Genomic DNA, 20,714 nt, shown 5'->3' with positions numbered 1-20,714 from the left:
GAAGGAGCGCAGATGGCACATTCTTCGAAAGGCGGGCAGGACAGGATTCTGCGCACGAAGTTCTCTGAGCGGCTCTGCCACTGGGCGATCGTGATCTGCTTCTTCCTGGCGGCCACCTCCGGCCTGTCCTGGTTCTACCCGTCCTTCTCGTGGCTGAGCGGGTTTCTGGGCACGCCGCAGATGGCGCGCATGTTGCATCCCTTCCTCGGCATCGCCGTGTTCGCCGGCCTTTGCTACATGTTCGTGCGCTTCGTGAAGTACAATCTGCCCGCCCGCACGGACGCGATCTGGTTTCGCAACGTCAAGGGCGTGCTCCTGAACGATCACGCGCAGCCCCTGCGGATCGGCAAGTACAATGCCGGCCAGAAGGTTCTCTTCTGGCTGATCATGCTGTCCATCATCGTTCTCATGCTCTCCGGCATCGTCATGTGGCGGGCCCATTTCTCGCATCTTTTCTCCATCCCCGTGCTGCGCCTGGCGATCCTGGCGCATTCGGTCGCCGGCATCGGGCTGATCCTCCTGATCCTCGGGCACATCTATCTGGCGATCTGGGTGCGCGGCTCGATCAAGGGCATGGTGACGGGCTATGTCTCCCGCCGATGGGTGCATCAGCATCACGACCGCTGGTATGACGAGCTGGCGGCCAAGGAAGCCCGGGCGAAGGGCAGCGAGACATGAGCCAGCCGCCCGCCCTGCGCTCCTCGGTCCCGCCGGAAGCCGCCTCCCGCCATTTCGACCCCGTGCTGCGCCCGGATCTGGCCAGTCTCTACATCGCCCGCGCGCAGCGCCTGAGGGCGCTGGCCGAGGGGCACGAACTGGCCGACTATCTGCGCCTTGCCGCCGCGACAGCGCAGGCGCAGGCCGGGATCGCCGGGAGCGAGGCGCGCGAGCGCACCGGCGTGGAGCCGGCGGCCATCGCGCGCGAGGGGCACTGGTCACGTCACCTCGACACGCTGCTCGAACACCTGGCATCCGTTGCTCCCGGGCCGGTCGCGCCGCATCTGGGCGAGCTTGCCGCCCTGCCGCTGCCGGCGCGCATCGGCTTCGGCCTGGCTCTGGCCGAGGGGCGCTTCGAAGCGGTGCCGGCCGCCATCGCGCCCTTCCTGTGGGCGGCGCTCTCGCTGGAGGTGGCGCTCGCCGCCCGCGCGGCGCCGCTGCGGGCGTCCGGCCCGCAGGAACATGCGCAATGCCCGATCTGCGGCACGGCGCCGGTCGCGAGCTTGATCCACACGGGCGACCGGCAGGGGCTGCGCTATCTGCACTGCGCCCTGTGCGAATGCGAATGGCACATGGTCCGCGCCAAGTGCTCCAGTTGCGGCGATGCCGGGCAGCTCGACTATCTGAGCTTCGAATCGCCCGAGGCCGTGGTGCGCGCCGAAAGCTGCGGACATTGCGGGGGCTATCTCAAGGTCGTCTCGCAGGAGCGGGACCCCGAGGCGGAGGTGGTGGCGGACGACCTCGCCAGCCTCGCGCTGGACGAGGCGGCCACGGCAGAGGGCTACGGCAGGACGGGCTTCAACCCCTACGCCCTCCCCGGCTGAACGCAGCGCGACAGGGCCGGCCGCCCGGCCTCACCTCCCCGGCGGCGTCAGGAACGGGGCGCGGTACTGCGCCTGGCGTTCCAGCATCCAGCCCGGATATTCGGCCGGAAGCCTCGTGACGGCGTCGAGCGCGTCCAGATCCTCACGCGAGAGTTGCACCTGCGTGGAGGCGATGTTGTCCTCGAGCTGCTCGACCCGCCTGGCGCCCACGATGACGCTTGTCACGACCTCCTGGTGCAGCAGCCAAGCGAGCGCCACCTGCGCGACGGAGCAGCCCTTGGCCTGCGAAATGGCGCGCATTGCCTCGATGGCCGCGTCTCCGCGCTCCATGTCGACGGGCGGGAAATCGAAGCTCGCGCGCCGGCCCTCGGCATTGGCGGTGCTGCCGCCGCTGTACTTGCCGGAGAGGAAGCCGCCGGCCAGCGGGCTCCACACCATCAGCCCGATCTTCTCGGACTTCAGCATGGGCACGATCTCGCGCTCCAGATCACGCCCGACGAGCGTGTAATGGGCTTGAAGGGAGATGATCGGCGCAAGCCTGCGCGCCTCCGCGATGCCCACCGCCTTGACGATCTGCCAGGCCGCCCAGTTGGAGAGGCCGACATAGCGGACATGGCCGTGCCGCACGAGCGTATCCAGCGCCTCCAGCGTTTCGGCGAGCGGCGTCAGCGGATCGAAGCCGTGGATCTGGTAAAGGTCGATATGGTCGAGCTGCAACCGCTGCAAGCTGGCCTTGGCCTGTTCGAGGATATGGTAGCGCGAGGCGCCGCGCGCGTTGGGCCCCTCGCCCATGGGGCCGAGCACCTTGGTGGCGACCACCAGATCCTGGCGGGCCAGCCCCAGATTGCGGATCGACTGGCCGAGAATGCGCTCGCTTTCCCCGCCGGCATAGACATTGGCGGTGTCGATGAAGTTGATGCCGGCATCGACGGCGGTCTTGACCAGCGTATCGGCCTCGTCCTGCCGCAACCGGCCGATCTGGCCCCACATGCCCTCGCTGCCGCCGAAGGTCATGGTGCCGAGGCAAAGCTCGGAAACGAGAAGCCCGCTCGGGCCGAGGGAACGGTAGCGCATGGAGGGCTCCTTTGCCTGGATGGGATCGCCGGCCGGGAAATGTCCGGGCATCGCGCTCTCAGAAGATTGGCGCCAGACCGCGCCGATACGCAAGGCTTTGATGCCTTGCGCTTCATCCAAGGTTTTCCAGCACATCCCCGAACTGATGCCGCAGGGCTTCCGCCCCAGGGGACCGCCCGCGGACGGCCGTTTCACGTGAATCCCCCGGCCCGGTCAGGCCGATGCGCTGCTGCGGGCTTGGGCGGGCATCTGGGCCCTCAGCCAGTCCATGAACACCCGCACCCGTGGCGAGAGCTGCCGGTTCCTGGGGTAGAGCAGCGAGACCGGCGTCGGCGATGGCGGACAATGGGGCAGGATCTCGACCAGATCACCAGACGCCAGAGCGCCTCGGCGTGGTAGCGCGGAATCTGGATCAGCCCGAGGCCCATCCGCGCCGCCTCGCCGCCGATGGCCATCGCGTCATCGTCAACTACGCCGGCTCTGTCGCCGCCGCCGAGGAACTGGCCGCCGATATCGTCCGTTCGGGCGGTCAGGCGACGGCCCATCAGGCCGATGTCGGCGATGCGGCCGCCGTGGCTCGGATGTTCGACAGCGCCGAGGCGGCCTTCGGCGGCATCGACATCCTGGTCAACAATGCCGGGATCATGAGGCTGGCCCCGATGGCGCAGTCGGACGACGCGCTGGTCGACAGCCAGATCGCCATCAACCTCAAGGGCACGGTCAACACGCTGCGCGAGGCGGCCCGGCGGCTTCAGGACGGCGGGCGGATCGTCAACCTCTCCACCAGCGTCGTCGGGCTGAAGCTGGAGACCTGCGGCATCTATGCCGCGACCAAGGCCGCGGTCGAGGCGCTGACCGGTATCCTGGCCAAGGAGTTGCGAGGCCGCGGCATCACCATCAACGCCGTGGCGCCGGGGCCGACCGCGACCGCATTGTTCCTCGACGGCAAGTCGCCCGAGCTGGTCGAGCGCATGGCCAAAATGAGCCCGCTCGAACGCCTTGGCACGCTCGAGGACATCGCCGCCGCCGTGTCCTTCCTGACCGGCCCGGATGGCGGCTGGATCAACGGCCAGGTGCTGCGCGCCAATGGCGGCATGATCTGAGCGCCGGGGACGCTCGCAGCCATGGGCTGGCAATATCCGGCGGGCCATGGCTCGCCGCCGGGCGGTCAGCGTCGAGGGTGGCGCGCAGGATGTCGACCCATGCCCGGGCGGAGGCCCCGAAGGGGCCAACGCCAGGGCCGACGGTCGAGGGTCGATTACTCCGCGCCGACCTCGAGCGGTGCCGAATCCTCGGTGGTCTTCACCGTCCACGAGCCGGACTGGCGGAACGATCCGGCGGAGGCATAGGTGTCTTCCATGAACTGGAAGTAGGTCATCTTGCCGTCGCGCACCTTCGCATGGATCGAGAAGGGCGAGGTGAAGACATGGCCGAGGGTGACGGAACGGTAGGTGAACTTGCCGAAGATGGCGACATCCTCACCCGAGGCGATCTGATCGGTAACGGTGAAGTCCTCGATGTTCCAGTAATCGGCCACTCGCAGGAAAGTGCCGCTATAGGCCTTCGGCCCCTGATCGGTACCCGCCCAGGGCAGGATCTTCTTCAGTTCCGGGTTTTCGAAGTTGAGCGAGACATAGGTCGCGTCGGGCGCCACCAGCCTTTCGGCAGCCGCCTCCACCTTGTCGGGCGCGGTGTTGGACAGGAAGTCCATGACCACGGCCAGGGACGCCGCCGACTGGGCCTCGGCGCTGCTGGTCTGCGCAGCGGCACCGGACGCCGCGCCGGCATAGGCGGCGACGGAGAGCGTGGCGGCGAGGGCGGTGGCGAGGAGATGGCTTCTGCGGGATTTGGTGCCGGACATGGTAGATTCTCCAACTTGCAAGGCAGCGACAGGCTGCCGATGAGGAGAATGTACTCTGATGTAGATTGGCATAAAGACCCGATATCGGGTTTCAGAATCCCGCATATGATATAATCAGTGAGTTCAGGCTGCGCGCCGACAGCGGTTCACTGGAAGGAAGAATGGAAGGCATCGATCCGAACGACCTGATCATGTTCTCCTTCGTGGCGCAGGAGGGGAGCTTCAAGAAAGCCGCCGAGCGTCTGCGGATTCCCCATTCCACGATTTCCAGGCGCATCATGGTTCTGGAAAGCCGTCTCGGCGAGAAGCTCCTGCACCGGACCACCCGCACGATCGCCCTCACAGACCTCGGCGGCGCGGTTCTCATCCATGCGAGGCAGGTGGCGGCGGAGGTGGAGGCGACGGGCCATCTCGTCCAGACGGGAACGTCCGAACCGCGCGGCCGATTGAGGATATCCATCCCGACGGACTTCACGGCCGACATGCTGGCTTCGTTGATCACACGCTTCATGGCGACCTATCCGAAGCTCTCCGTCGACATCGACGTCTCGCGGCGTCGCGTCGATCCGATCACGGAGAACTTCGACCTGGCGGTCCGCATCGGAGACCTCCAGGACGACGCCACCCTTGCCGCCAGGCGGATCGGCACGATCGAGATGGGCCTCTATGCGTCACCGGGCTATCTGGAGAGCCGCGGAACGCCGTCGCGCCCGGAGGATCTCGTCTTCCACGAGGCCCTGCACCTCACCCAGCGGATCGGGGAGGCGCCCGGCTGGAAGCTCGCATCCGGAACGGAAAGCTGGGAGGGGGTCGCGCAGGGCCGTGTCACCGCCAACTCACCCGGCGTGCTGATGCACATGGCGATGAACGGCGCCGGCATCGCGCCGCTGGCCAACCATCTCGTCGCGGAGATGGTGCGATCCGGTTCCCTGGTCAGAATCCTGACGGACTGGCATCAGGCCCGCATTCCCATATGGGCCATCATACCGGGCCGAAGGCTCCTTCCGGTCCGCACGCAAATGTTCATGGAAGCCCTTCGCAAGGAGCTTTCGCCATGAAACGCCTCCTTCGACGGGCTCTCCGGGCCCGGGACTCCTGAAAGAGCGCCTCATGGAAGCATCCCCGGCAAGGCTTGGGACGGCGACACGCGAACGGGTTCAGAGCTGCGGCTGGCTCGTTGGCCCGCGCTCCGCAGCGATATCGCGGCGACCGGATGACACGACCGGCGAGCAGCTCGCTTCGTTGACCGTCAGCCTGAAGATGTCGGGCCGCGCGTAATGCCCCACGGGATCGAAATCCAGCCGTGCGCCGATCAGTTCGTCGAGATCGATCTCGGCGGTGAGAATGCCTTCCTCATCGAGGAGCGGGCCTGCCAGAATGTCGCCGAGGGGGCCGACGATGACCGAGCGCCCGCGCATGAGCCAGTCGTCCGGCGCCACCTCGATCCGGCTTGCGTAATCGTCCGGGTAGTCCGACCGCCGCATGACCTGGCATGCGCCGATCACGAAGCACCGCCCCTCCATCGCAACGTGGCGCATGGTGGCGACCCAGCTTTCGCGATCGTCGGCCGTCGGGGCGGCCCAGAGCTGGACGCCCTTGCTGTAATAGGCCGCTCGCATGAGCGGCATGTAATGCTCCCAGCAGATTGCGCCGCCCAGCCGCCCATGCGGCGTGTCCACCACGGTCAGGGTCGATCCGTCGCCGAACCCCCATACGAGCCGCTCCGCACCGGTGGGCATGACCTTGCGATGGGTGCCCAGGAGGCCAGCCGGCGAGAGGTACAGGGCCGTGCAGTAGAGGGTGCCGCCATCACGCTCGATGATGCCGACCACGGCGTATAGCCCATGACGCGCGCAGGCCGCGACGAGTTCATCGACTTCCGGTCCCGGCACGCAAATGGCCCCCCGCACATAGCGAGCGAAGTCGGCGCGCCCCTCGCTCGTTCGCCGGCCGATGCAGCAACCGAAGTCGAGGCCCTTGGGATAGCCGCCGATGAACGCCTCGGGGAAGACGGCCACCACGGCGCCGGCAGCCGCCGCCTCGCCGATCAGGGCGACGGTGCGCTCCGTGGCGGCGGCTGCGTCGAAGGGAACCGTGGCAGCCTGCACCGCCGCGACCTTTATCTTCGTCATTTCAATCGTCCTCTTTATCCACCCTGCCCTGCGTCTCCGCGCTGTCGCGCCATGCGGGCCGGGCCATCTCGAAAGTCTCTCTCGTACGGGCATAGGTCGCCGGCCCGTGCATCCTGCCGACGAGGTCCAGTGCCGCAGCGTCGATGCGCGGCCGGTCCGGATTCCCGGTGAGGACGCCTTGCGCGAAATGGGCGTGCAGCACCTCGCCGACCATCAGGAACTGGTCGGTGCCGGTCTCCAGGCCATGGGTCAGCCGGCACTCGAAGGTGACGGGCGACAAGGCGATGCGCGGGGGTCGGACGGCCAAGCTCGGCAGCGTGGCAAGGTCGGCCAGCGCCAGTTCGTCCACCTCCGGGGGCGCCTCGACGCTGGTCGCGCTCATCTCCCGCGCCAACGCGAAAGGCACGAGATTGACGACGAATTCGCGCGTTGCCAGGATGTTGGCGGCAGTGTCCTTGCGACCGCAGGGACCGGGAAGAATGCCGATGGCCAGCACCGGCGGATCGGCCCCGAAGACGTTGAAGAACGAATAAGGAGCGGCATTCATCCCCCCATCGGCCGCACAGGTCACAACCCAGGCGATGGGCCGCGGCATGATGGACGAGGTCAGCAGCCGGTAGCGCTCCGGGCCGGAAAGGGAGGAAAAGTCGAAGTGACGCGTTGGCCCGGCGCTCGCCTGCGCCTGTCGCCCGGCCTGTTCCGCCTGCTCGTGCCCGCCGGACGCCGGCGTGGTCCGCGCCCCATTCTTCCCCAGCATGCGTCCCGCATCCCCTACGTTTCCAGCCCTCATCGTCGCAGCAAGGACACGCCTGCGGCGCGCCGGCAGGTTCCTGCGCGCTCCCGGCAGAGGACCGGCGCGCCTCGACTGCTAGCCGGTGATCGTCACGGTCGAAGGATCGAAGCCTCTCGTGGCCGCCTCGGCATCCACCTGCTCGGCGATCGCCGTGTTGACGAACTGCGAGACCTCGGGCGCGCGGGGAAGAAGACTGGCTTCAGCACCCCAGTCGGCAAGGGTCTGCATCTGGTCGATCTGTTCGCCCGAGAGCGCCGCCCTGACGTCGGTGAAGGACTGTGCGCTCCAGGCCGGATCGTAGCTCGACGCCGTCTGGAGGACATGCTCGGGAATGTTCTTGGCCGGCTCGAGCGAACGGAACCAGCCATTGGCGAGGTCGTGATTCTGGCTGGCGAAGAACAGCGCCTCGGAGTTCGCCCTCAGGAAGCGCTTCAAAACGTCGGGGCGCTCGTCGACGAATTCGCTGCGCGCGGTCAGGACGATGACCGGCGTCAGGTTCTGCGAGACGACGCTGGCAAAGCCCGCATCCTCGAAGAAGGTCACGAAGGGATCGTAGGTGAAGAAGGCGTCGATCCTCTGCGAACCGACGGCGTCGGCCAGTTCCGCCGGGCCGATATTGACGAAATCGACATCCCGCCCCGGCGCCAGCCCCACGCTCTGCACCGCCTCCTGGGCGTTCTGGAACGCTGTGATCCCGAAGGTGCCGTAGACCTGCCTGCCCTTCAGGTCCGAGAGTTGCGTGATGCCGGAATTGGTGGTCGCAAGAATGGCCGAGCGGAACCGGGCCTGGGACGAGACGGTGGTCACGGGCGCCCCGACGGCCATGGTGGTGACAGCCGCGAAGTCCGACAGGGTGCCGATATCGCCCGCGCCCGACACGAGGGCCTCGTTGATCGCCGGAGAGGCGTTCAGTTGCAGCATCTCCACGCGCAGCCCGTTGCGGGCGGCGATGTCGGTCCGCATGAGGACGTGGGCGATCTGGGCCGAAACCGTGGTGGTGTTGAACCAGCACATCCGCACCAGATCGCCCTCCTGCGCGCGCAGGATCGCGGGGGTCATCAGCGGGGCGGAAGCGGCAAGGCCGGCGGCCAACTGGCCGAACCGACGACGCGACATGTTCATCGTCATTCCTGTTCTCCTTTCTGCCATTCAGGTTTCAGCGTCTCCCACAGTTCGTTGACGGTGGAGACGAACCAGGGGTCGGATCTCATTTCAGCGGTGCGCGGCCGGGGAAGCGGGACGGCCACTTCCTCGCGCACCCGTCCCGGCCGCGGGCTCATGACCACCACGCGGTCGGCGAGGAAGACCGCTTCCTCGATGCCGTGGGTGACGAAGAGGACGGTCTTTCCCGCCTCCGATGAGATGCGGGCGATTTCCTCCTGCAGGAGAACACGGGTCTGCGCATCGAGGGCGCCGAAGGGCTCATCCATCAGGAGAATGTCGGGATCGGGCGCCAGCGCCCTGGCGATGGCCGCGCGCTGCTTCATGCCGCCAGACACCTCGTGAGGGTACTTGTCCTCGAAACCCGTCAACCGGACGGTATCGATCAGAGACCGGGCAACCTCGCCGCGCTCGCGCTTCGACAGGCCCTTCGCCTTGAGGCCGAACTCGATGTTCGCCTGGATCGTCATCCACCCGAACAGGGCGTAGTCCTGGAAGACGACGGTTCGCGTGGGGCCGGGCCTGGTGATCGGCCGCCCATCCTGGAGAACCTGCCCGCTCGAGGCCGGCTGGAAGCCGGCGACGATGCCCAGAAGCGTGGACTTTCCACATCCCGAGGGGCCGAGCAGGGAAATGAACTCCCCGCGCCGCACACCGAGCGTCACCCCGTCGAGGGCAACGACCGCGCTCTCGGCGTTGGGGTCGCCATAGATCTTGCCGACGTTCTGGATGCTGATCTGGACGGGACCCTCGATGGGACCGGGGCCCCGCCCGGCGACGGGGACGATGGAAGTCACGGCGCTGTTCATGTCGCTACCTCAAAGACGCTCGGAGGGCGCCCAGGCGTTCACCCGGCGCTCGACCTGTTCGAGAAGGGCGGACATGGCGAAGCCGACGAGGCCGATCGTCACCATGCCGGCTACGACGTTGTTGATCTGGAACAGCATGCGCGATTGCTGGATCAGGTAGCCGAGGCCCGTCTGGGCGGCGATCAGCTCGGCCGTCACGACACACATCCAGCCGATGCCCAGAGCGATACGCAGGCCCGGCAGAATGATAGGGAGGGAAGCGGGGATCAGCACGTCCCGCAGCAACTGCCAGGGGCCGGCGCCCAGGCACAGGGCGGCGTTCATCTGGTTGCGATCCAGTCCCCTCACCGCGGTGTAAGTGGCCAGGAAAGCGGGAAACACCGCTCCGAGGAAAACCAGGAAGTAGGAGGCGGCATCCCCGAGACCGAACCACAGGATGGTGATGGGAATCCAGGCCAGCGGCGGGATGGGCCGGAGCGCCTCGACCACCGGGCGGATATAGTCCGAGAACGCCCGCCACCAACCGCAGAGCAAGCCCAGCGCCAGCCCGACGATGCACGCCAGAAGGAAGCCGACCGCGACACGCTGGAGGCTGGCGCCGAGATGGACCCACAAGGATCCGTCGAGGGCCATCTGCCACAGGGCGCCCGCGACCGCGAAGGGTGAGGGCAGAAGGAAGCCATCGACGATCCCGGAGCTTGTCAGGCCCTGCCAGACGGCGAAGAAGGCGAAGAGGCCGATCGCCCCCCGGGCGGCCCTTCCGTTCAGCATTCGCGCCCCCGCCGGCCAGGCCGTTCGGCCGGCGCCACCCGGCAGGACAGGTGTTCCGATGCCCTTTGACATGGCAACCTCTCGTTATGCCTGTAAGCTTCACGATTGTGCGCAAGGAGATCGCCTCCTCGGCGCGCCCTGATCATCCTCAACATGCCGCACTACAGCAAGAGCAAAATGTCGGCATATATCGACATTTTGTAATTCAGAATTTTGTTACATTATCGGGGAATTTTCGAACGTAAATTCCATATTGTCTGTTTTTTTGGCGCTATATCGGCGGAATATGCCTAATTAATGAGATGCCGATTTTGACATTTGTCGGAAGAAACCGACATTGATAACTCCGGCGAATTGGGACATGCCCGTCCGCGAGCAGGAAGGAAGATCGATCGTGAATCTTGAGGACAAGCTTGCCCGCGTTGGGATCACCGGCACGCTCTACAAGCTCTACCTGACGGCGATCAGCCTCGGCGGTGCGTCCGTCGCCGAGATCGCGGCCCGCGCGGGTCTCGCCCGCACCACCGCCCATGACGCGCTGGCGAAGCTGGAGGAGGAGGGGCTGGTCAAGTTCGTGGACGAGGGCCGGCGCCGCTTCGTGGTCGCGCGCGACCCGAGCATCCTGCTCGAGAGGCTGGAGGCGCGTCGCCAGATGCTCGACGAGGTGATGCCGGTGCTGCGCTCGATGTATCATCACGAAAGCGGACAGCCGAACGTGCGCTTCCACCCCGGCCCGGAGGGGATCAGGGCTGCCCTGTGGGACACCCTGGCCGGCGAGGAAACGGTGCTGCGCGCGACGCTGTCCATGAGGGAGCTGATGGCGGAGCCGGGACTGGACGAGATCGGCGGCTATCTGGCCGAAAGGGCGCGGCGGGGCATATGGCTGCGGGTGATCCGGTCGCAGGAGCGGGACATCATTCCGATCTGGCCGTCGAGCAGGGAGGAGAAGCGCGAGCTGCGTTACGCGCCGTCGCAATACACGCTGGCGATGACCTCGTTCGTCTACGGCAACAAGGTGTGCATGATCTCCTCGGCGCGCGAGAGCTACGGCCTGATCATCGACAGCGCGGAGTTCGCAGTGTTCCAGGCTGCCATGTTCGATGCGATGTGGAGCATGAGCACCCCCACGCATCCCGAACCCTGATCGAGGCATGACGGGCAAGAAACGTCTGGATCAGACCTGCCCGCACCGTCGCCATCGCCCGTCGAACGCTGGCGGTGGCGCGGGTTCAGGGGTTGCGTAGAACGACGACGGCGTAGCGGCAGGGGGCGGTCGTCTCGTTTCGGAACTCGCAATCGGCCGGCGCGCCGAGTTCGAGGCAATCGCCCGCCCGCAGCTCGTGCCGGACCGTGCCTTCCAGGAAGACGAGCTCCCCTTCCAGCACCCAGACGAGCTGGCGGAGGAAGATATAGGCCGAGGCCGGCATGGACACATGCCGTTGCGCCGGCAGGACGACATTCACGAGGTCCAGCGGCATGTCCGAGCTGGGCGAGACGTGGCGGCGCTCGTAGCCCGTCTCGGGATCGGTCCATGCAGGCTGGTCCGCCTTGCGAAGCAGGCGGCCGTGGGGAAGCTCGGCCCGCGCCATGAGCCGCGACATGCTCAGCCCGAACGCGCCCGACAGCTTGCCGAGCAGGTTGGCCGTCGGGCTGCTCTGCCCGTGCTCCACCTTGTGGATCATGGCGCGGGAGACCGACGCCCTGCGGGCCAGTTCCGCAAGCGACCAGCCCCGGCTCTCCCGCTCGATCCTGATGCGGGCCCCGATGCGCTTGTCGATGTCGTCATGATCGTCCATCGTGCCACTATGGTGAACGATCGCCGGAAGGGGAAGCGAAACGATGCTGCGCATTCTGGGACGGATGTCCTCGATCAATGTCCGAAAGGTTCTGTGGACATGCGACGAGATCGGCCTCGCCTATGATCGCGAGGATTGGGGAAACGGCTACCGGCCTACCGGCACGCCCGACTTCCTCGCCCTCAACCCCAACGGCCAGGTTCCCGTCATCCAGGACGAGGAGGGCGTCCTCTGGGAGTCCAACGCCATCTGCCGCTATCTCGCCGGCCGGCACGGCCGCGCCGACCTCCTCCCGCCGGGCGGCCGGGACCGTGCCCTCGTCGAGCAGTGGATGGACTGGCAGGCCTCGGACCTGAACGTGGCCTGGCGCCATGCCTTTCTCGGCCTCGTGCGCCTGAACCCGCGGTTTCAGGACGCGCGGATGATCGAGCAGAGCATCGAGGAATGGAACAGGGCGATGGGCATCCTCGAGGGGCAGTTGACGGCGACGGGCGCCTACGCCGCCGGAAGCGCCTTCACCCTCGCCGACATCGTGCTGGGCCTTTCGGTTCACCGCTGGCGCATGAGCCCGATCCCGCGCCCGTCCTCCCCGGCCCTCGACGCCTATTACGCGCGCCTCAAGGAGCGTCCCGCATTCCAGGTGCACGGCAGCGACAGCATCCCCTGACCCATCCCGTTCAGGCCGCGAGGCGAGCCCCGCCCGCCTCTGCGGCATTCGATTGACAGCTCCATCTCTCGTTATAATATATTATCATATCATACCACGATGGTGGAAAGGACCATGATGGAGCTGCGCGATGCCCATGCCGGTGATGCGGAGGGGATCATGGGCATCTACAACGACGCCGTGGCCAACACGACCGCGATCTGGAACGAGACGCCGGTCGATGCCGCCGACAGGGCAAAATGGCTCGCCGCGCGGCAGGCCAGCGGCTATCCGGTGCTGGTTTGCCTGGACGAGACCGGCTGCGTGTGCGGCTACGCCTCCTTCGGCGACTGGCGGGCCTTCGACGGATACCGGCACACGGTGGAGCATTCCGTCTATGTCCGCAGCGATGCCCGGGGCCGGGGCATCGGGAAGAGCCTGATGGTCGCGCTCATCGAGCGCGCGCGCCTGTGCGGCAAGCATGTGATGGTGGCGGGAATCGAGGCCGGGAACGCGGCTTCGATCGGCCTGCACGAGAGGCTGGGATTTGAGCGCGCCGGGCGGCTCGAGGAGGTCGGAACCAAGTTCGGCCGCTGGCTCGACCTTGAGTTCATGTATTTACGGCTGGACGCGGGGGAGGCGCCCCCTCCCCCGCACTTGCCCCCGGCCGCCTGATCCCGGCAGGGCAGGCCGCCCCGTCCGCCGACGTGCGGGCCGGCAGGGGGTGGCGGGCCGTGCGCCCGGCGCCGCAGGTCGGGTCGAAGCCGGGATTTTCGCGCCTACGTGCCGGAGCATGATCTCGGGCTGGTCGAAGCCCTCGGCGCATGGTCTCCGGGGATCTCGCCCGCTGCTCGCCCTTGGCAATCTTCGCCGGAAGGATCGCGGGCCCTGTCATCGCCCTGTCGCAGATCTTCGTTACCGCCCTTCGCATCTTCCCCGGAACGAGGGCCTGCAGTTCATGGCGCAGATCGAGCTTGGCGATGTGACGCGCCGCTTCGGAACGGGAGCGGCGGCGGTGGACGGGTTGAACCTGCATGTTCCCGCCGGGTGCTTTCTGGCGCTGCTCGGGCCGTCCGGCTGCGGCAAGACGACCGCGCTCCGCCTGATCGCCGGCCTGGAACGGCCGGATAGCGGGGTGATCGGCATCGGCGGGCGGCTCGTGGCCGGGGACGGGCTCTTCGTGGAGCCGGAGGATCGCGGGATCGGCATGGTCTTCCAGTCCTATGCGCTCTGGCCGCATATGGACGTCTTCGCCAATGTCGAGTTCGGCCTGCGCGTGCGGCGCCTGCCGGCGGCAGAGCGGCGCGCGCGCGTTCGGGACGCGCTCGAGCTGGTGGGCCTCGCCGGCCATGCCCGGCGGCGCCCGCACGAGCTTTCCGGCGGCCAGCGCCAGCGCGTGGCGCTGGCGCGCAGCCTTGCCGTGCGTCCCTCCGTCATCCTTCTGGACGAGCCGCTGGCCAATCTCGACGCCCATCTGCGCGAGCAGATGCAGGCCGAGTTCCGCCGCATCCATCGCGAGGCGAAGACCACCTTCGTCTTCGTCACGCACGACCAGGCCGAGGCCATGGCGCTGGCCGATCTGGTGGCGGTGATGGATGCGGGGCGGCTCCAGCAGGTCGCGGACGCCCAGACGCTGTTTCGCAAGCCCGCCTGCGCGATGGTGGCCCGCTTCATCGCGGGCGGACGCACCGTGCCGGTGGCCGTCGCGCCCGAGCGCCCGGCCGAGGGCCTGTGCCGTATCCGGCTCCAGGAGCAGGTCTTCGACCTTCCGGGAGACGCGCCGTCCGGCCAGGGCCTGCTCTGCCTTCGCCCGCGTGACCTTGCCCTCGCCCAGGAGGGCGGGCCCGGCCCACGGCTTCACGGCCATGTGGAGGACGCACGCTTCGAGGGCGGCGACCATCTCCTGACCGTCGTCATCGAGGACGGGCCGCACCGCTCGCGCGTGACCGTGCGCAGCGCCTCGGCGCGGCGCCGGGGCGAAGCCGTCTCGCTCGCCGCCACGGGCGGCTGGGTGCTGAGGGCCGCCTGATGAACCGCCTGACCGCGCTTTCCGGCTTCGACCGCAAGGGGCCGGCCGCCTTCCTGGCCGAGATCGAGGGCCGCCGCTTCCTGCTGGACCTCGGGGAGGGCCCCGACGATGCGCGCCGGCCGGACCTTTCCGGCGTCGGACCGGTCGATGCCATCCTCGTCAGCCACGGCCATCCCGACCATGTCGGCGCCCTCGACATGAAGGGCGCGCTGGGCAACCCGCCGGTCCATGCGACCGGCCTCGTCGCCCGCACGGCGGCGCGCGGCCTTTCGGGCGAGGTCCTGCCCCTGCCGATGGAAGGGGCGAGCGAGATCGCCGGCGTCACGGTCGAGACGGGCCCCGCGGGCCATGCGCCGGGCGCGGTCTGGATGCGGCTCGGCGGCGAGGAGGGCCTTCTCTACACCGGAGACTGTTCGCCCGAGAGCGTCCTCTTCGCCTATCGATGCCCGCCGCGCGCCGCCGCGCTCGTGCTGGACGCCTCCTACGGGGTCTATGACGAGCCGCTGGAATCGGCCCTGGCCCGCCTGCTGGCGCTGGCGCAGGAGCCGCTTCTCCTGCCCGCGCCGGCGGGCGGGCGCGGACTGGAGATGGCGCTTCTTCTCTGCGAGGCGGGGGCGGAGGTCGCGCTGTGCCCCGCGCATCTGGAGGTCGCCTCGATCCTTCTGGAGAGCGGCGGGCTTTCCCCCCGCCTCGCCGCACGCCTGTGCGCCCTTCTGGAAAAGGCCGCGCCGCTCGGCCCGGACGCGCCGGCGCGCGGCGTGATGATCGCCGCCAAGCCCAACGCGCAAGGGGGCGTGGCGGCCGCGCTGGCCGAGCGTTTCGCCCGGAGCGGCGAGGCGCGCATCGTCTTCACCGGCCATCTTTCGGCGGGCACCCCGGCGCAGGCGCTGGTGGCGGCCGGAAAGGCGCAATTCCTGCGCTGGAACGTCCATCCGCGCCTGACGGACATCGCCGCGCTCCTGGAGGCGGTGCGCCCCCGGCTCGCCATGCCGGCCTTCGTCGCGCAGGGCGGGCGCGAGGCGCTGGCGGCGGCCCTGCCGGGCTTCCGGCTGGCCGACCGGCCGAGGATGAAATGGTGATGCCGCCGGAGGATTTTCTCGGCGGGCGGTTCCTCTTCCTGCGCCACGGGCAGACGCCCGCCAACGCGGCCGGGATCGTGGCGGGCGTGACCGACATCCCCCTTTCCCCGACGGGCGAGGCGCAGGCGCGCGCGGCCGCGGAGCTGCTCGCCGGCATGGAGTTCACAAGCATCTGGACCTCCGCCCTGACGCGCGCGATCCAGACCGCCGAGGCCGTCGCCACGCTCACGGGCCGGCCGCTGCACCGGCTTCCCGAACTGGGCGAGCGGAATTGGGGCGCCTGGGAAGGCGGCCCGCGCTCCATCATCCGGCGCGAGGCGACCCCGCCCGGAGGCGAGGGGCCGGACGCGTTCGCCGGCCGGGTGCGACGGGGCCTTGCCCGCATCGCCCCGCCCCACCCCGTCCTGATCGTCGCCCATTCCGGCACCGCGCGCGTCCTGTGGCAGACGCTCCTGCCGCACGAGCCCTTCCGCCGGCCGGACAACGCCGCCCTGAGCGAGTGGCGGCGGGGCGGGGACGGGCTGTGGCGCGTCATCGATCCGAAATCCTGCTGTCACCGCCCTGTCGCGGAAGACGCCTAGAGGCTGACCCGACCCAACCCCCGGAGCCGACCCCAGATGCCCCTTCTCGCGAAGATCGCCCTTCCGCTTCTCGCCGCCTCCATGCTCGCCAGTGCCGCGCAGGCGCAGGAGGGCACGATCACCGTCTACACCTCGCAGCCGACCGACCAGATGAACGCGGTGATCGAGGCCTTCAACCGCGACCATCCGCAGATCGCCGTCGAGGTGTTCCGCTCGGGCACCACCGAGCTGATGGCCAAGCTGCAGGCCGAGTTCGCCGCCGGCAATCCGCAGGCCGATCTTCTGCTGATCGCCGATTCGGTGGCCATGACGCAGCTCAAGAACGACGGGCGCCTCGAGCCTTACGCCGACGCCCCGGTGGACGGGCTGCCGGAAGCGCTGGTCGATCCCGACCGCACCTTCTTCGGCACCAAGCTCATCACCACCGGCATCGTCTACAACACCGATCTCGTTCAGACGCCGCCCGCCTCCTGGGCCGATCTGACGGCCGAGGGCGTCGCCTCCGGCGTCATCATGCCGAGCCCGCTCTATTCGGGCGCGGCGGTGATCCATGTCGGCACCATGGTGCAGCAGCCCGGCTTCGGCTGGGGCTATTACGAGGCGCTGGCCGATGGCGGGGCCGTGGCCGGGCAAGGCAACGGCACGGTGATCGAGGCGGTGGCGCGCGGCGAGAAGGCCTACGGCATCATCATCGAATACATGGCGCTGAACGCCAAGGCGAACGGCTCGCCGGTGGATTTCGTCTTTCCGCAGGAGGGCGTCTCCACGATCACCCAGCCGGTCGCCATCGTGAAAGGAACGGACAATCGCGAGGCCGCGCAGGCCTTCGTCGACTGGCAGCTCGGCCGCGCCGCGCAGGAGCAGTCGGTCGCGCAGGGCTACTTCCCGGTGATCGCGGGCGTCGAGCCCCCGGCCGGCTACCCGGCCGTGGCCGACCTCACCATCCTTCCCGCCGACACGGACCGGATGCTGGCCGAGGACCAGGAGATCAAGATGCAGTTCGCGGACCTCTTCGGTGGCTGACATCGGCATCAGCCTGGGGCGCGCGCCGCTGCCGGGCGCCCGGCGCCTTCCCCGCCCGCGCGGGGAGGCGTTGCTGCTGCTCGGCCTCGCGCTCTATGTGGGCCTGTTCAGCGCCTTCCCGCTGCTGCGCCTCCTGTCCGAGGCGCTGGGGGCGAATGCCGAGGGCGAGTTCCTGGGCACGCTGCGCGAAAGCTGGTCGAGCCGGGCCGTGCGGCGCGCCTTCTGGAACACGCTCGGCGCCTCCGGCGCGGCGGTGGCCGTCTCGGCGCTTCTGGGAACGGCGCTGGCCTTCTGCGTCACGCTCGCGCCGGTGCGCGCGCGCGTCGCGGCGACCTTCCTCATCCTCTCGCCCCTTCTCATCCCCTCGCAGATCACGGCGCTCGCCTGGATCGAGCTGTTCGGCTCGTCGAGCCCCCTGCTCGCCCCGCTCGGGCTCGCGCCAACGCCGGGCACGCCCAACCCGCTCTATTCTGGCACCGGCATCGCCCTCCTGATGGGCATCGAGCACATGCCCTTCGTGTTCCTGGCCGTGCGCGCCAGCCTTCTGGCCGTGCCGCAGGACCTGATCGAGGCGGCGCGCATCGCGGGCGTGCGCACGGGGCGCGTCGTGTCGCACATCCTGCTGCCGCTGGCCCTGCCGGCCGTCCTCGCCGGCTCGATCCTCGCCTTCGCCGCGGCGCTCGGCAATTTCGGCGTGCCGGCCCTGCTCGGCATTCCCGGCCGCTTTCCCATGCTCACGACGCTGATCTACCAGCGGCTCGCCGGCTTCGGGCCTTCGGTGATGGGGCAGGTCGCGTCGCTGTCCATGATCCTCCTGGCGATGGCCGCCGCCGCGCTTTGCGCGCGGGGCGTGCTGGTGAGGCGCCTGTCGGTGCCCATCGCGGGCGGCCAGCCGCTGCGCCCGCTCTTGCGGGGGCGCGCGGCCGTGGCGGCGGGCCTCTTCGTCTGGGGCGCGATCCTGCTGACGGCCGTGGCGCCGCTCCTGGCGCTCGTCGGCGCCTCGCTCGTTCCGGCCGTCGGCGTTCGGCTGTCGCCGGAGACGGCGACGCTCGCCAACTACGCCGCGACGATCGGCGCGAGCGGGACGGTCCGGCGCGCCTTCGCCAATTCCTTCCAGCTCTCCCTCGGCGCGGCGGCGGCGGCGGTGCTGATCGCCATTCCCCTCGCCTATCTCTGCGCCCTGCGCAGAAGCGGCCCGGCGCGCCTCGTCCAGAGCATCGCCGACATGCCCTTCGTGGTGCCGGGCACGGTCTTCGCGCTCGCGATGATCCTGGTCTTCCTGGCCCCGCTCCCGCTTCTGGGCGTCTCGATCTACGGAACGGCGACGATCCTGTTCCTGGCCTACGCGGCGCGTTTCCTGCCGCTCGTCCTGCGGCCGACGACCTCGGCGCTGGAGGCGGTCGAGCCCGCGCTCGACGAGGCCGGGCGCATGCTCGGCGCGCGCCTGTTCCGCCGCCTCGCCTTCATCGTCGCGCCTGTCGTCGCGCCGGCGGCGGTGGCGGGCGGCCTGCTCGTCTTCATGACCGCCTTCAACGAACTCACCGTGTCCGCCCTCCTCTGGTCGAGCGGTGTCGAGACGGTGGGGGTGATGATCTTCTCGCTCCAGTACGAGGGCAACTCCACGGGCGCGGCGGCGATCTCCACGCTTTCGGTCCTGTTCGTCCTCCTGCTCGCGCTTCTGCTGGACCGCCTCGGCCGCCGCCTGCCCCCCGGCACGCTGCCCTGGAGGAGCTGAAGCGCGCAGCGCGCCATCCACCCCATGCGCCGGCACGGTTTTCAAGGGCCGGCGCTCCGCATATGGATGTGACGCCGGCGGTATTCACTCGGCTTGCCATATCGCCGGGCGGCGCTTAGCCAGCGTTCACATGCGGATGCGGGGGCAGAACGGTGTTCAGCGATCAGGATGGATCGGCGGCCAGCCGGCGGACCGGCGAGACGGCCCCTGTGGGGGCCCGCGAGGCGCTGCTCGGAATCATCGAGGGCGATGCCGAGGAACTGGTCGCCTCCTTCTACCGGACATTCCTGAAGCATGAGGAAGCGGCGAACTTCCTCAGCCATTCCGTGGTCCAGGAGCGGCTCAGCCATTCCCTGTGCCGTTGGCTGCGGGCCTTCTTCCGCGACGAGCCCGATGACACCGAATTCGCCGCGCGGCAGAAGCATATCGGCGAGGTCCACGCCCGCATCAAGATTCCGATCCATCTGGTGCTGGAAGGGGCCAGCCTCGTGAAGAGCGGCATCGCCCGCCGCCTTCCCGCCTCCAGCCTCACCGGGGAGGAGATGGCGGCCGTGCTGATCCTGCTCGACGAGCGGGTCGACCTGGCCATGCGCCTGATGAGCGAGGCCTATTTCATCGGCACCCGCCAGCGCGCGCAGGTCGACGAGGCGTATCGGCTTTTCTCGCTGGGGCAGGACATCAGCATGGAGCGGGAAAGCCAGCGCGCCGCCCTGATGGAATGGAGCCAGAGCGCCCTGTTCGGCCTGTTCGGCGGTCAGGGGAACGCGACCCTCAAGCCGATCTCGGCCTCCTCGTTCGGCCTGTGGCTTCGCCACCGCGCCGGCATGATGTTCCAGGGCGCGGCCGCGCTCGATCCGATCGAGGGCATCATGCAGCAGATCGACAGCGTGCTCCTGCCCAAGATCGCCGATACGCGGACGGGGGACGCCTCCGGCCTGCCGCAGGCGGTGGAGCGGCTGCAGGCCGCCATCGAGGAGATCAACTTCCTGCTCGCCGAACTGTTCCAGGGCGCGGCCGCGCTGGAGAACGGCCGCGACCCGCTGACCCGGACGCTGAACCGGCGCTTCCTGCCCTCCATCCTCAGCCGGGAGATTTCCCTCGCCACGACGAGCGGCGCGGCCTTCTGCGTCCTGATGATCGACATCGACCATTTCAAGCGCATCAACGACCAGGGCGGGCATTCGGCGGGCGACCTCGTCCTTCGCCAGATCGCCGACGTGATCCTCGACAGCGTGCGGCAGAGCGATTTCGTCTTTCGATATGGCGGCGAGGAGTTTCTCGTCGCCCTGGTCGAGACCCGCCTGGAGGATGCGGTGCGACTTGCCGAGCGGATCCGCAAGACATTCACCGAGCAAAGCCTGCGGCTGCCGGACGGAGGCGAGCTGACGGTGACGGCGTCGATCGGCGTGGCCGCCTTCGACGGCCATCCCGACCACGCCTATCTCGTCAACGCCGCCGACAAGGCGCTCTATCGCGCAAAGGAGATGGGGCGAAACCGCGTCGAGACGGCTCTCCCGTCGGACCATGACGCCCCGGCGCGACAGGACGCCGTCTGACCGTCACCCGTGGCGGCTCGGGGCGGCCGGCCTCCCCGTCGCCCGGCATGTTACAGGAAGGCGTCTCGAACGTAGTTGGGGCGGAAGATGAAGACGGGTGGCCGGAAGGCTCCAGGATCGGCCTTCA

Annotated in this window: 22 protein-coding genes; 13 read left to right on the top strand and 9 right to left on the bottom strand. The window is 68.5% G+C overall.

All coding sequences use genetic code 11. The features are described from left to right. The first annotated feature begins 12 nt into the window (after positions 1 to 12). Together J7654_RS06155 and fdhE are read left to right on the top strand one after the other, a co-directional pair. On the top strand, positions 13 to 678 hold the full coding sequence (locus J7654_RS06155) for a formate dehydrogenase subunit gamma (RefSeq protein WP_209739065.1): 666 nt from the start codon (positions 13 to 15) through the stop codon (positions 676 to 678). After that, the gene (gene fdhE / locus J7654_RS06150; protein WP_209739064.1) at positions 675 to 1,541 is read left to right on the top strand and encodes a formate dehydrogenase accessory protein FdhE; all 867 of its coding nucleotides are present in this window, start codon (positions 675 to 677) and stop codon (positions 1,539 to 1,541) included. The genes J7654_RS06155 and fdhE overlap by 4 nt, the downstream gene beginning before the upstream one ends. Positions 1,542 to 1,571: 30 nt before the next feature. On the opposite strand, the gene J7654_RS06145 is transcribed toward fdhE, so the two are convergent. Then, the gene (locus J7654_RS06145; protein ID WP_209739062.1) at positions 1,572 to 2,615 is read right to left on the bottom strand and encodes an aldo/keto reductase; all 1,044 of its coding nucleotides are present in this window, start codon (positions 2,613 to 2,615) and stop codon (positions 1,572 to 1,574) included. 213 nt (positions 2,616 to 2,828) lie between these two features. After that, complete coding sequence (locus tag J7654_RS18510) at positions 2,829 to 2,969, bottom strand: hypothetical protein (RefSeq protein WP_425340254.1); 141 nt, start codon at positions 2,967 to 2,969, stop codon at positions 2,829 to 2,831. A 38-nt stretch (positions 2,970 to 3,007) separates the two neighbouring features. Between J7654_RS18510 and J7654_RS06135 the strand changes: the two genes are divergently transcribed. Further along, entirely contained in the window at positions 3,008 to 3,718 is a 711-nt protein-coding gene (locus tag J7654_RS06135) for an SDR family oxidoreductase (RefSeq protein WP_245195683.1), read from the top strand. Between the two features lie 155 nt (positions 3,719 to 3,873). Here J7654_RS06135 and J7654_RS06130 read toward each other — a convergent pair whose 3' ends face one another. Then, positions 3,874 to 4,476, bottom strand: a complete 603-nt coding sequence (locus J7654_RS06130) for a nuclear transport factor 2 family protein (protein ID WP_209739060.1) — start codon at positions 4,474 to 4,476, stop codon at positions 3,874 to 3,876. Between the two features lie 161 nt (positions 4,477 to 4,637). Between J7654_RS06130 and J7654_RS06125 the strand changes: the two genes are divergently transcribed. After that, entirely contained in the window at positions 4,638 to 5,534 is an 897-nt protein-coding gene (locus J7654_RS06125; protein ID WP_209739058.1) for a LysR family transcriptional regulator, read from the top strand. 99 nt (positions 5,535 to 5,633) lie between these two features. Here J7654_RS06125 and J7654_RS06120 read toward each other — a convergent pair whose 3' ends face one another. The 5 genes from J7654_RS06120 to J7654_RS06100 form a co-directional block, all read right to left on the bottom strand. Beyond that, entirely contained in the window at positions 5,634 to 6,608 is a 975-nt protein-coding gene (locus tag J7654_RS06120; RefSeq protein WP_209739056.1) for a carbon-nitrogen hydrolase family protein, read from the bottom strand. A gap of 1 nt (position 6,609) precedes the next feature. Then, positions 6,610 to 7,365: a flavin reductase family protein gene (locus J7654_RS06115; RefSeq protein WP_209739054.1), complete on the bottom strand. Its 756-nt coding sequence runs from the start codon at positions 7,363 to 7,365 to the stop codon at positions 6,610 to 6,612. A gap of 111 nt (positions 7,366 to 7,476) precedes the next feature. Further along, on the bottom strand, positions 7,477 to 8,529 hold the full coding sequence (locus tag J7654_RS06110) for an ABC transporter substrate-binding protein (RefSeq protein WP_209739052.1): 1,053 nt from the start codon (positions 8,527 to 8,529) through the stop codon (positions 7,477 to 7,479). Next, the gene (locus J7654_RS06105) at positions 8,526 to 9,371 is read right to left on the bottom strand and encodes an ABC transporter ATP-binding protein (RefSeq protein ID WP_209739050.1); all 846 of its coding nucleotides are present in this window, start codon (positions 9,369 to 9,371) and stop codon (positions 8,526 to 8,528) included. The genes J7654_RS06110 and J7654_RS06105 overlap by 4 nt, the downstream gene beginning before the upstream one ends. A gap of 9 nt (positions 9,372 to 9,380) precedes the next feature. Next, positions 9,381 to 10,142 carry an ABC transporter permease gene (locus J7654_RS06100; protein WP_245195682.1) on the bottom strand — a complete coding sequence of 254 codons (762 nt, stop codon included), beginning with the start codon at positions 10,140 to 10,142 and terminating at the stop codon, positions 9,381 to 9,383. Positions 10,143 to 10,536: 394 nt separating this feature from the next. Here J7654_RS06100 and J7654_RS06095 point away from each other — a divergent pair, with 394 nt between their 5' ends. Beyond that, positions 10,537 to 11,286 (top strand): TrmB family transcriptional regulator, encoded by a 750-nt coding sequence (locus J7654_RS06095; protein WP_245195681.1) that lies wholly within the window; start codon positions 10,537 to 10,539, stop codon positions 11,284 to 11,286. An 85-nt stretch (positions 11,287 to 11,371) separates the two neighbouring features. Here the strand turns inward: J7654_RS06095 and J7654_RS06090 are convergent, their stop codons facing one another. Beyond that, positions 11,372 to 11,938: a helix-turn-helix domain-containing protein gene (locus J7654_RS06090; RefSeq protein WP_209739045.1), complete on the bottom strand. Its 567-nt coding sequence runs from the start codon at positions 11,936 to 11,938 to the stop codon at positions 11,372 to 11,374. A gap of 43 nt (positions 11,939 to 11,981) precedes the next feature. Here J7654_RS06090 and J7654_RS06085 point away from each other — a divergent pair, with 43 nt between their 5' ends. The 8 genes from J7654_RS06085 (at position 11,982) to J7654_RS06050 (ending at position 20,587) form a co-directional block, all read left to right on the top strand. Further along, a complete protein-coding gene (locus tag J7654_RS06085) occupies positions 11,982 to 12,605 on the top strand; it encodes a glutathione S-transferase family protein (RefSeq protein WP_209739043.1) in 624 nt (207 codons plus the stop codon). Between the two features lie 117 nt (positions 12,606 to 12,722). Next, positions 12,723 to 13,259, top strand: a complete 537-nt coding sequence (locus tag J7654_RS06080; protein WP_209740267.1) for a GNAT family N-acetyltransferase — start codon at positions 12,723 to 12,725, stop codon at positions 13,257 to 13,259. A 283-nt stretch (positions 13,260 to 13,542) separates the two neighbouring features. After that, the gene (locus J7654_RS06075; RefSeq protein WP_209739041.1) at positions 13,543 to 14,613 is read left to right on the top strand and encodes an ABC transporter ATP-binding protein; all 1,071 of its coding nucleotides are present in this window, start codon (positions 13,543 to 13,545) and stop codon (positions 14,611 to 14,613) included. Beyond that, complete coding sequence (locus J7654_RS06070) at positions 14,613 to 15,692, top strand: MBL fold metallo-hydrolase (protein WP_209739040.1); 1,080 nt, start codon at positions 14,613 to 14,615, stop codon at positions 15,690 to 15,692. The genes J7654_RS06075 and J7654_RS06070 overlap by 1 nt, the downstream gene beginning before the upstream one ends. Beyond that, entirely contained in the window at positions 15,686 to 16,273 is a 588-nt protein-coding gene (locus J7654_RS06065) for a histidine phosphatase family protein (RefSeq protein ID WP_209739038.1), read from the top strand. The genes J7654_RS06070 and J7654_RS06065 overlap by 7 nt, the downstream gene beginning before the upstream one ends. Positions 16,274 to 16,309: 36 nt before the next feature. Beyond that, positions 16,310 to 17,296, top strand: coding sequence for an ABC transporter substrate-binding protein (locus J7654_RS06060; protein WP_209739036.1), 987 nt, complete (start codon positions 16,310 to 16,312; stop codon positions 17,294 to 17,296). Continuing rightward, positions 17,289 to 19,031, top strand: a complete 1,743-nt coding sequence (locus J7654_RS06055) for an ABC transporter permease (protein WP_209739035.1) — start codon at positions 17,289 to 17,291, stop codon at positions 19,029 to 19,031. Before J7654_RS06060 ends, J7654_RS06055 begins: the two co-directional genes overlap by 8 nt. Before the next feature lie 152 nt (positions 19,032 to 19,183). Further along, a complete protein-coding gene (locus tag J7654_RS06050) occupies positions 19,184 to 20,587 on the top strand; it encodes a GGDEF domain-containing protein (RefSeq protein WP_209739033.1) in 1,404 nt (467 codons plus the stop codon). Positions 20,588 to 20,714: the final 127 nt, after the last annotated feature.

This window comes from Aureimonas populi (genome assembly GCF_017815515.1).
Taxonomy (GTDB): domain Bacteria; phylum Pseudomonadota; class Alphaproteobacteria; order Rhizobiales; family Rhizobiaceae; genus Aureimonas; species Aureimonas populi.
This window is presented reverse-complemented; position numbering and strand designations above follow the sequence as displayed.

Bases quoted from the DNA above. Each gene is read 5' to 3' on its own strand.
- J7654_RS06155 (WP_209739065.1), top strand. From the start codon at position 13: ATGGCACATTCTTCGAAAGGCGGGCAGGACAGGATTCTGCGCACGAAG.
- fdhE (WP_209739064.1), top strand. From the start codon at position 675: ATGAGCCAGCCGCCCGCCCTGCGCTCCTCGGTCCCGCCGGAAGCCGCC.
- J7654_RS06145 (WP_209739062.1), bottom strand. From the start codon at position 2,615: ATGCGCTACCGTTCCCTCGGCCCGAGCGGGCTTCTCGTTTCCGAGCTT.
- J7654_RS06130 (WP_209739060.1), bottom strand. From the start codon at position 4,476: ATGTCCGGCACCAAATCCCGCAGAAGCCATCTCCTCGCCACCGCCCTC.
- J7654_RS06125 (WP_209739058.1), top strand. From the start codon at position 4,638: ATGGAAGGCATCGATCCGAACGACCTGATCATGTTCTCCTTCGTGGCG.
- J7654_RS06120 (WP_209739056.1), bottom strand. From the start codon at position 6,608: ATGACGAAGATAAAGGTCGCGGCGGTGCAGGCTGCCACGGTTCCCTTC.
- J7654_RS06115 (WP_209739054.1), bottom strand. From the start codon at position 7,365: ATGCTGGGGAAGAATGGGGCGCGGACCACGCCGGCGTCCGGCGGGCAC.
- J7654_RS06110 (WP_209739052.1), bottom strand. From the start codon at position 8,529: ATGACGATGAACATGTCGCGTCGTCGGTTCGGCCAGTTGGCCGCCGGC.
- J7654_RS06105 (WP_209739050.1), bottom strand. From the start codon at position 9,371: ATGAACAGCGCCGTGACTTCCATCGTCCCCGTCGCCGGGCGGGGCCCC.
- J7654_RS06100 (WP_245195682.1), bottom strand. From the start codon at position 10,142: ATGCTGAACGGAAGGGCCGCCCGGGGGGCGATCGGCCTCTTCGCCTTC.
- J7654_RS06090 (WP_209739045.1), bottom strand. From the start codon at position 11,938: ATGGACGATCATGACGACATCGACAAGCGCATCGGGGCCCGCATCAGG.
- J7654_RS06085 (WP_209739043.1), top strand. From the start codon at position 11,982: ATGCTGCGCATTCTGGGACGGATGTCCTCGATCAATGTCCGAAAGGTT.
- J7654_RS06080 (WP_209740267.1), top strand. From the start codon at position 12,723: ATGGAGCTGCGCGATGCCCATGCCGGTGATGCGGAGGGGATCATGGGC.
- J7654_RS06075 (WP_209739041.1), top strand. From the start codon at position 13,543: ATGGCGCAGATCGAGCTTGGCGATGTGACGCGCCGCTTCGGAACGGGA.
- J7654_RS06070 (WP_209739040.1), top strand. From the start codon at position 14,613: ATGAACCGCCTGACCGCGCTTTCCGGCTTCGACCGCAAGGGGCCGGCC.
- J7654_RS06065 (WP_209739038.1), top strand. From the start codon at position 15,686: ATGGTGATGCCGCCGGAGGATTTTCTCGGCGGGCGGTTCCTCTTCCTG.
- J7654_RS06060 (WP_209739036.1), top strand. From the start codon at position 16,310: ATGCCCCTTCTCGCGAAGATCGCCCTTCCGCTTCTCGCCGCCTCCATG.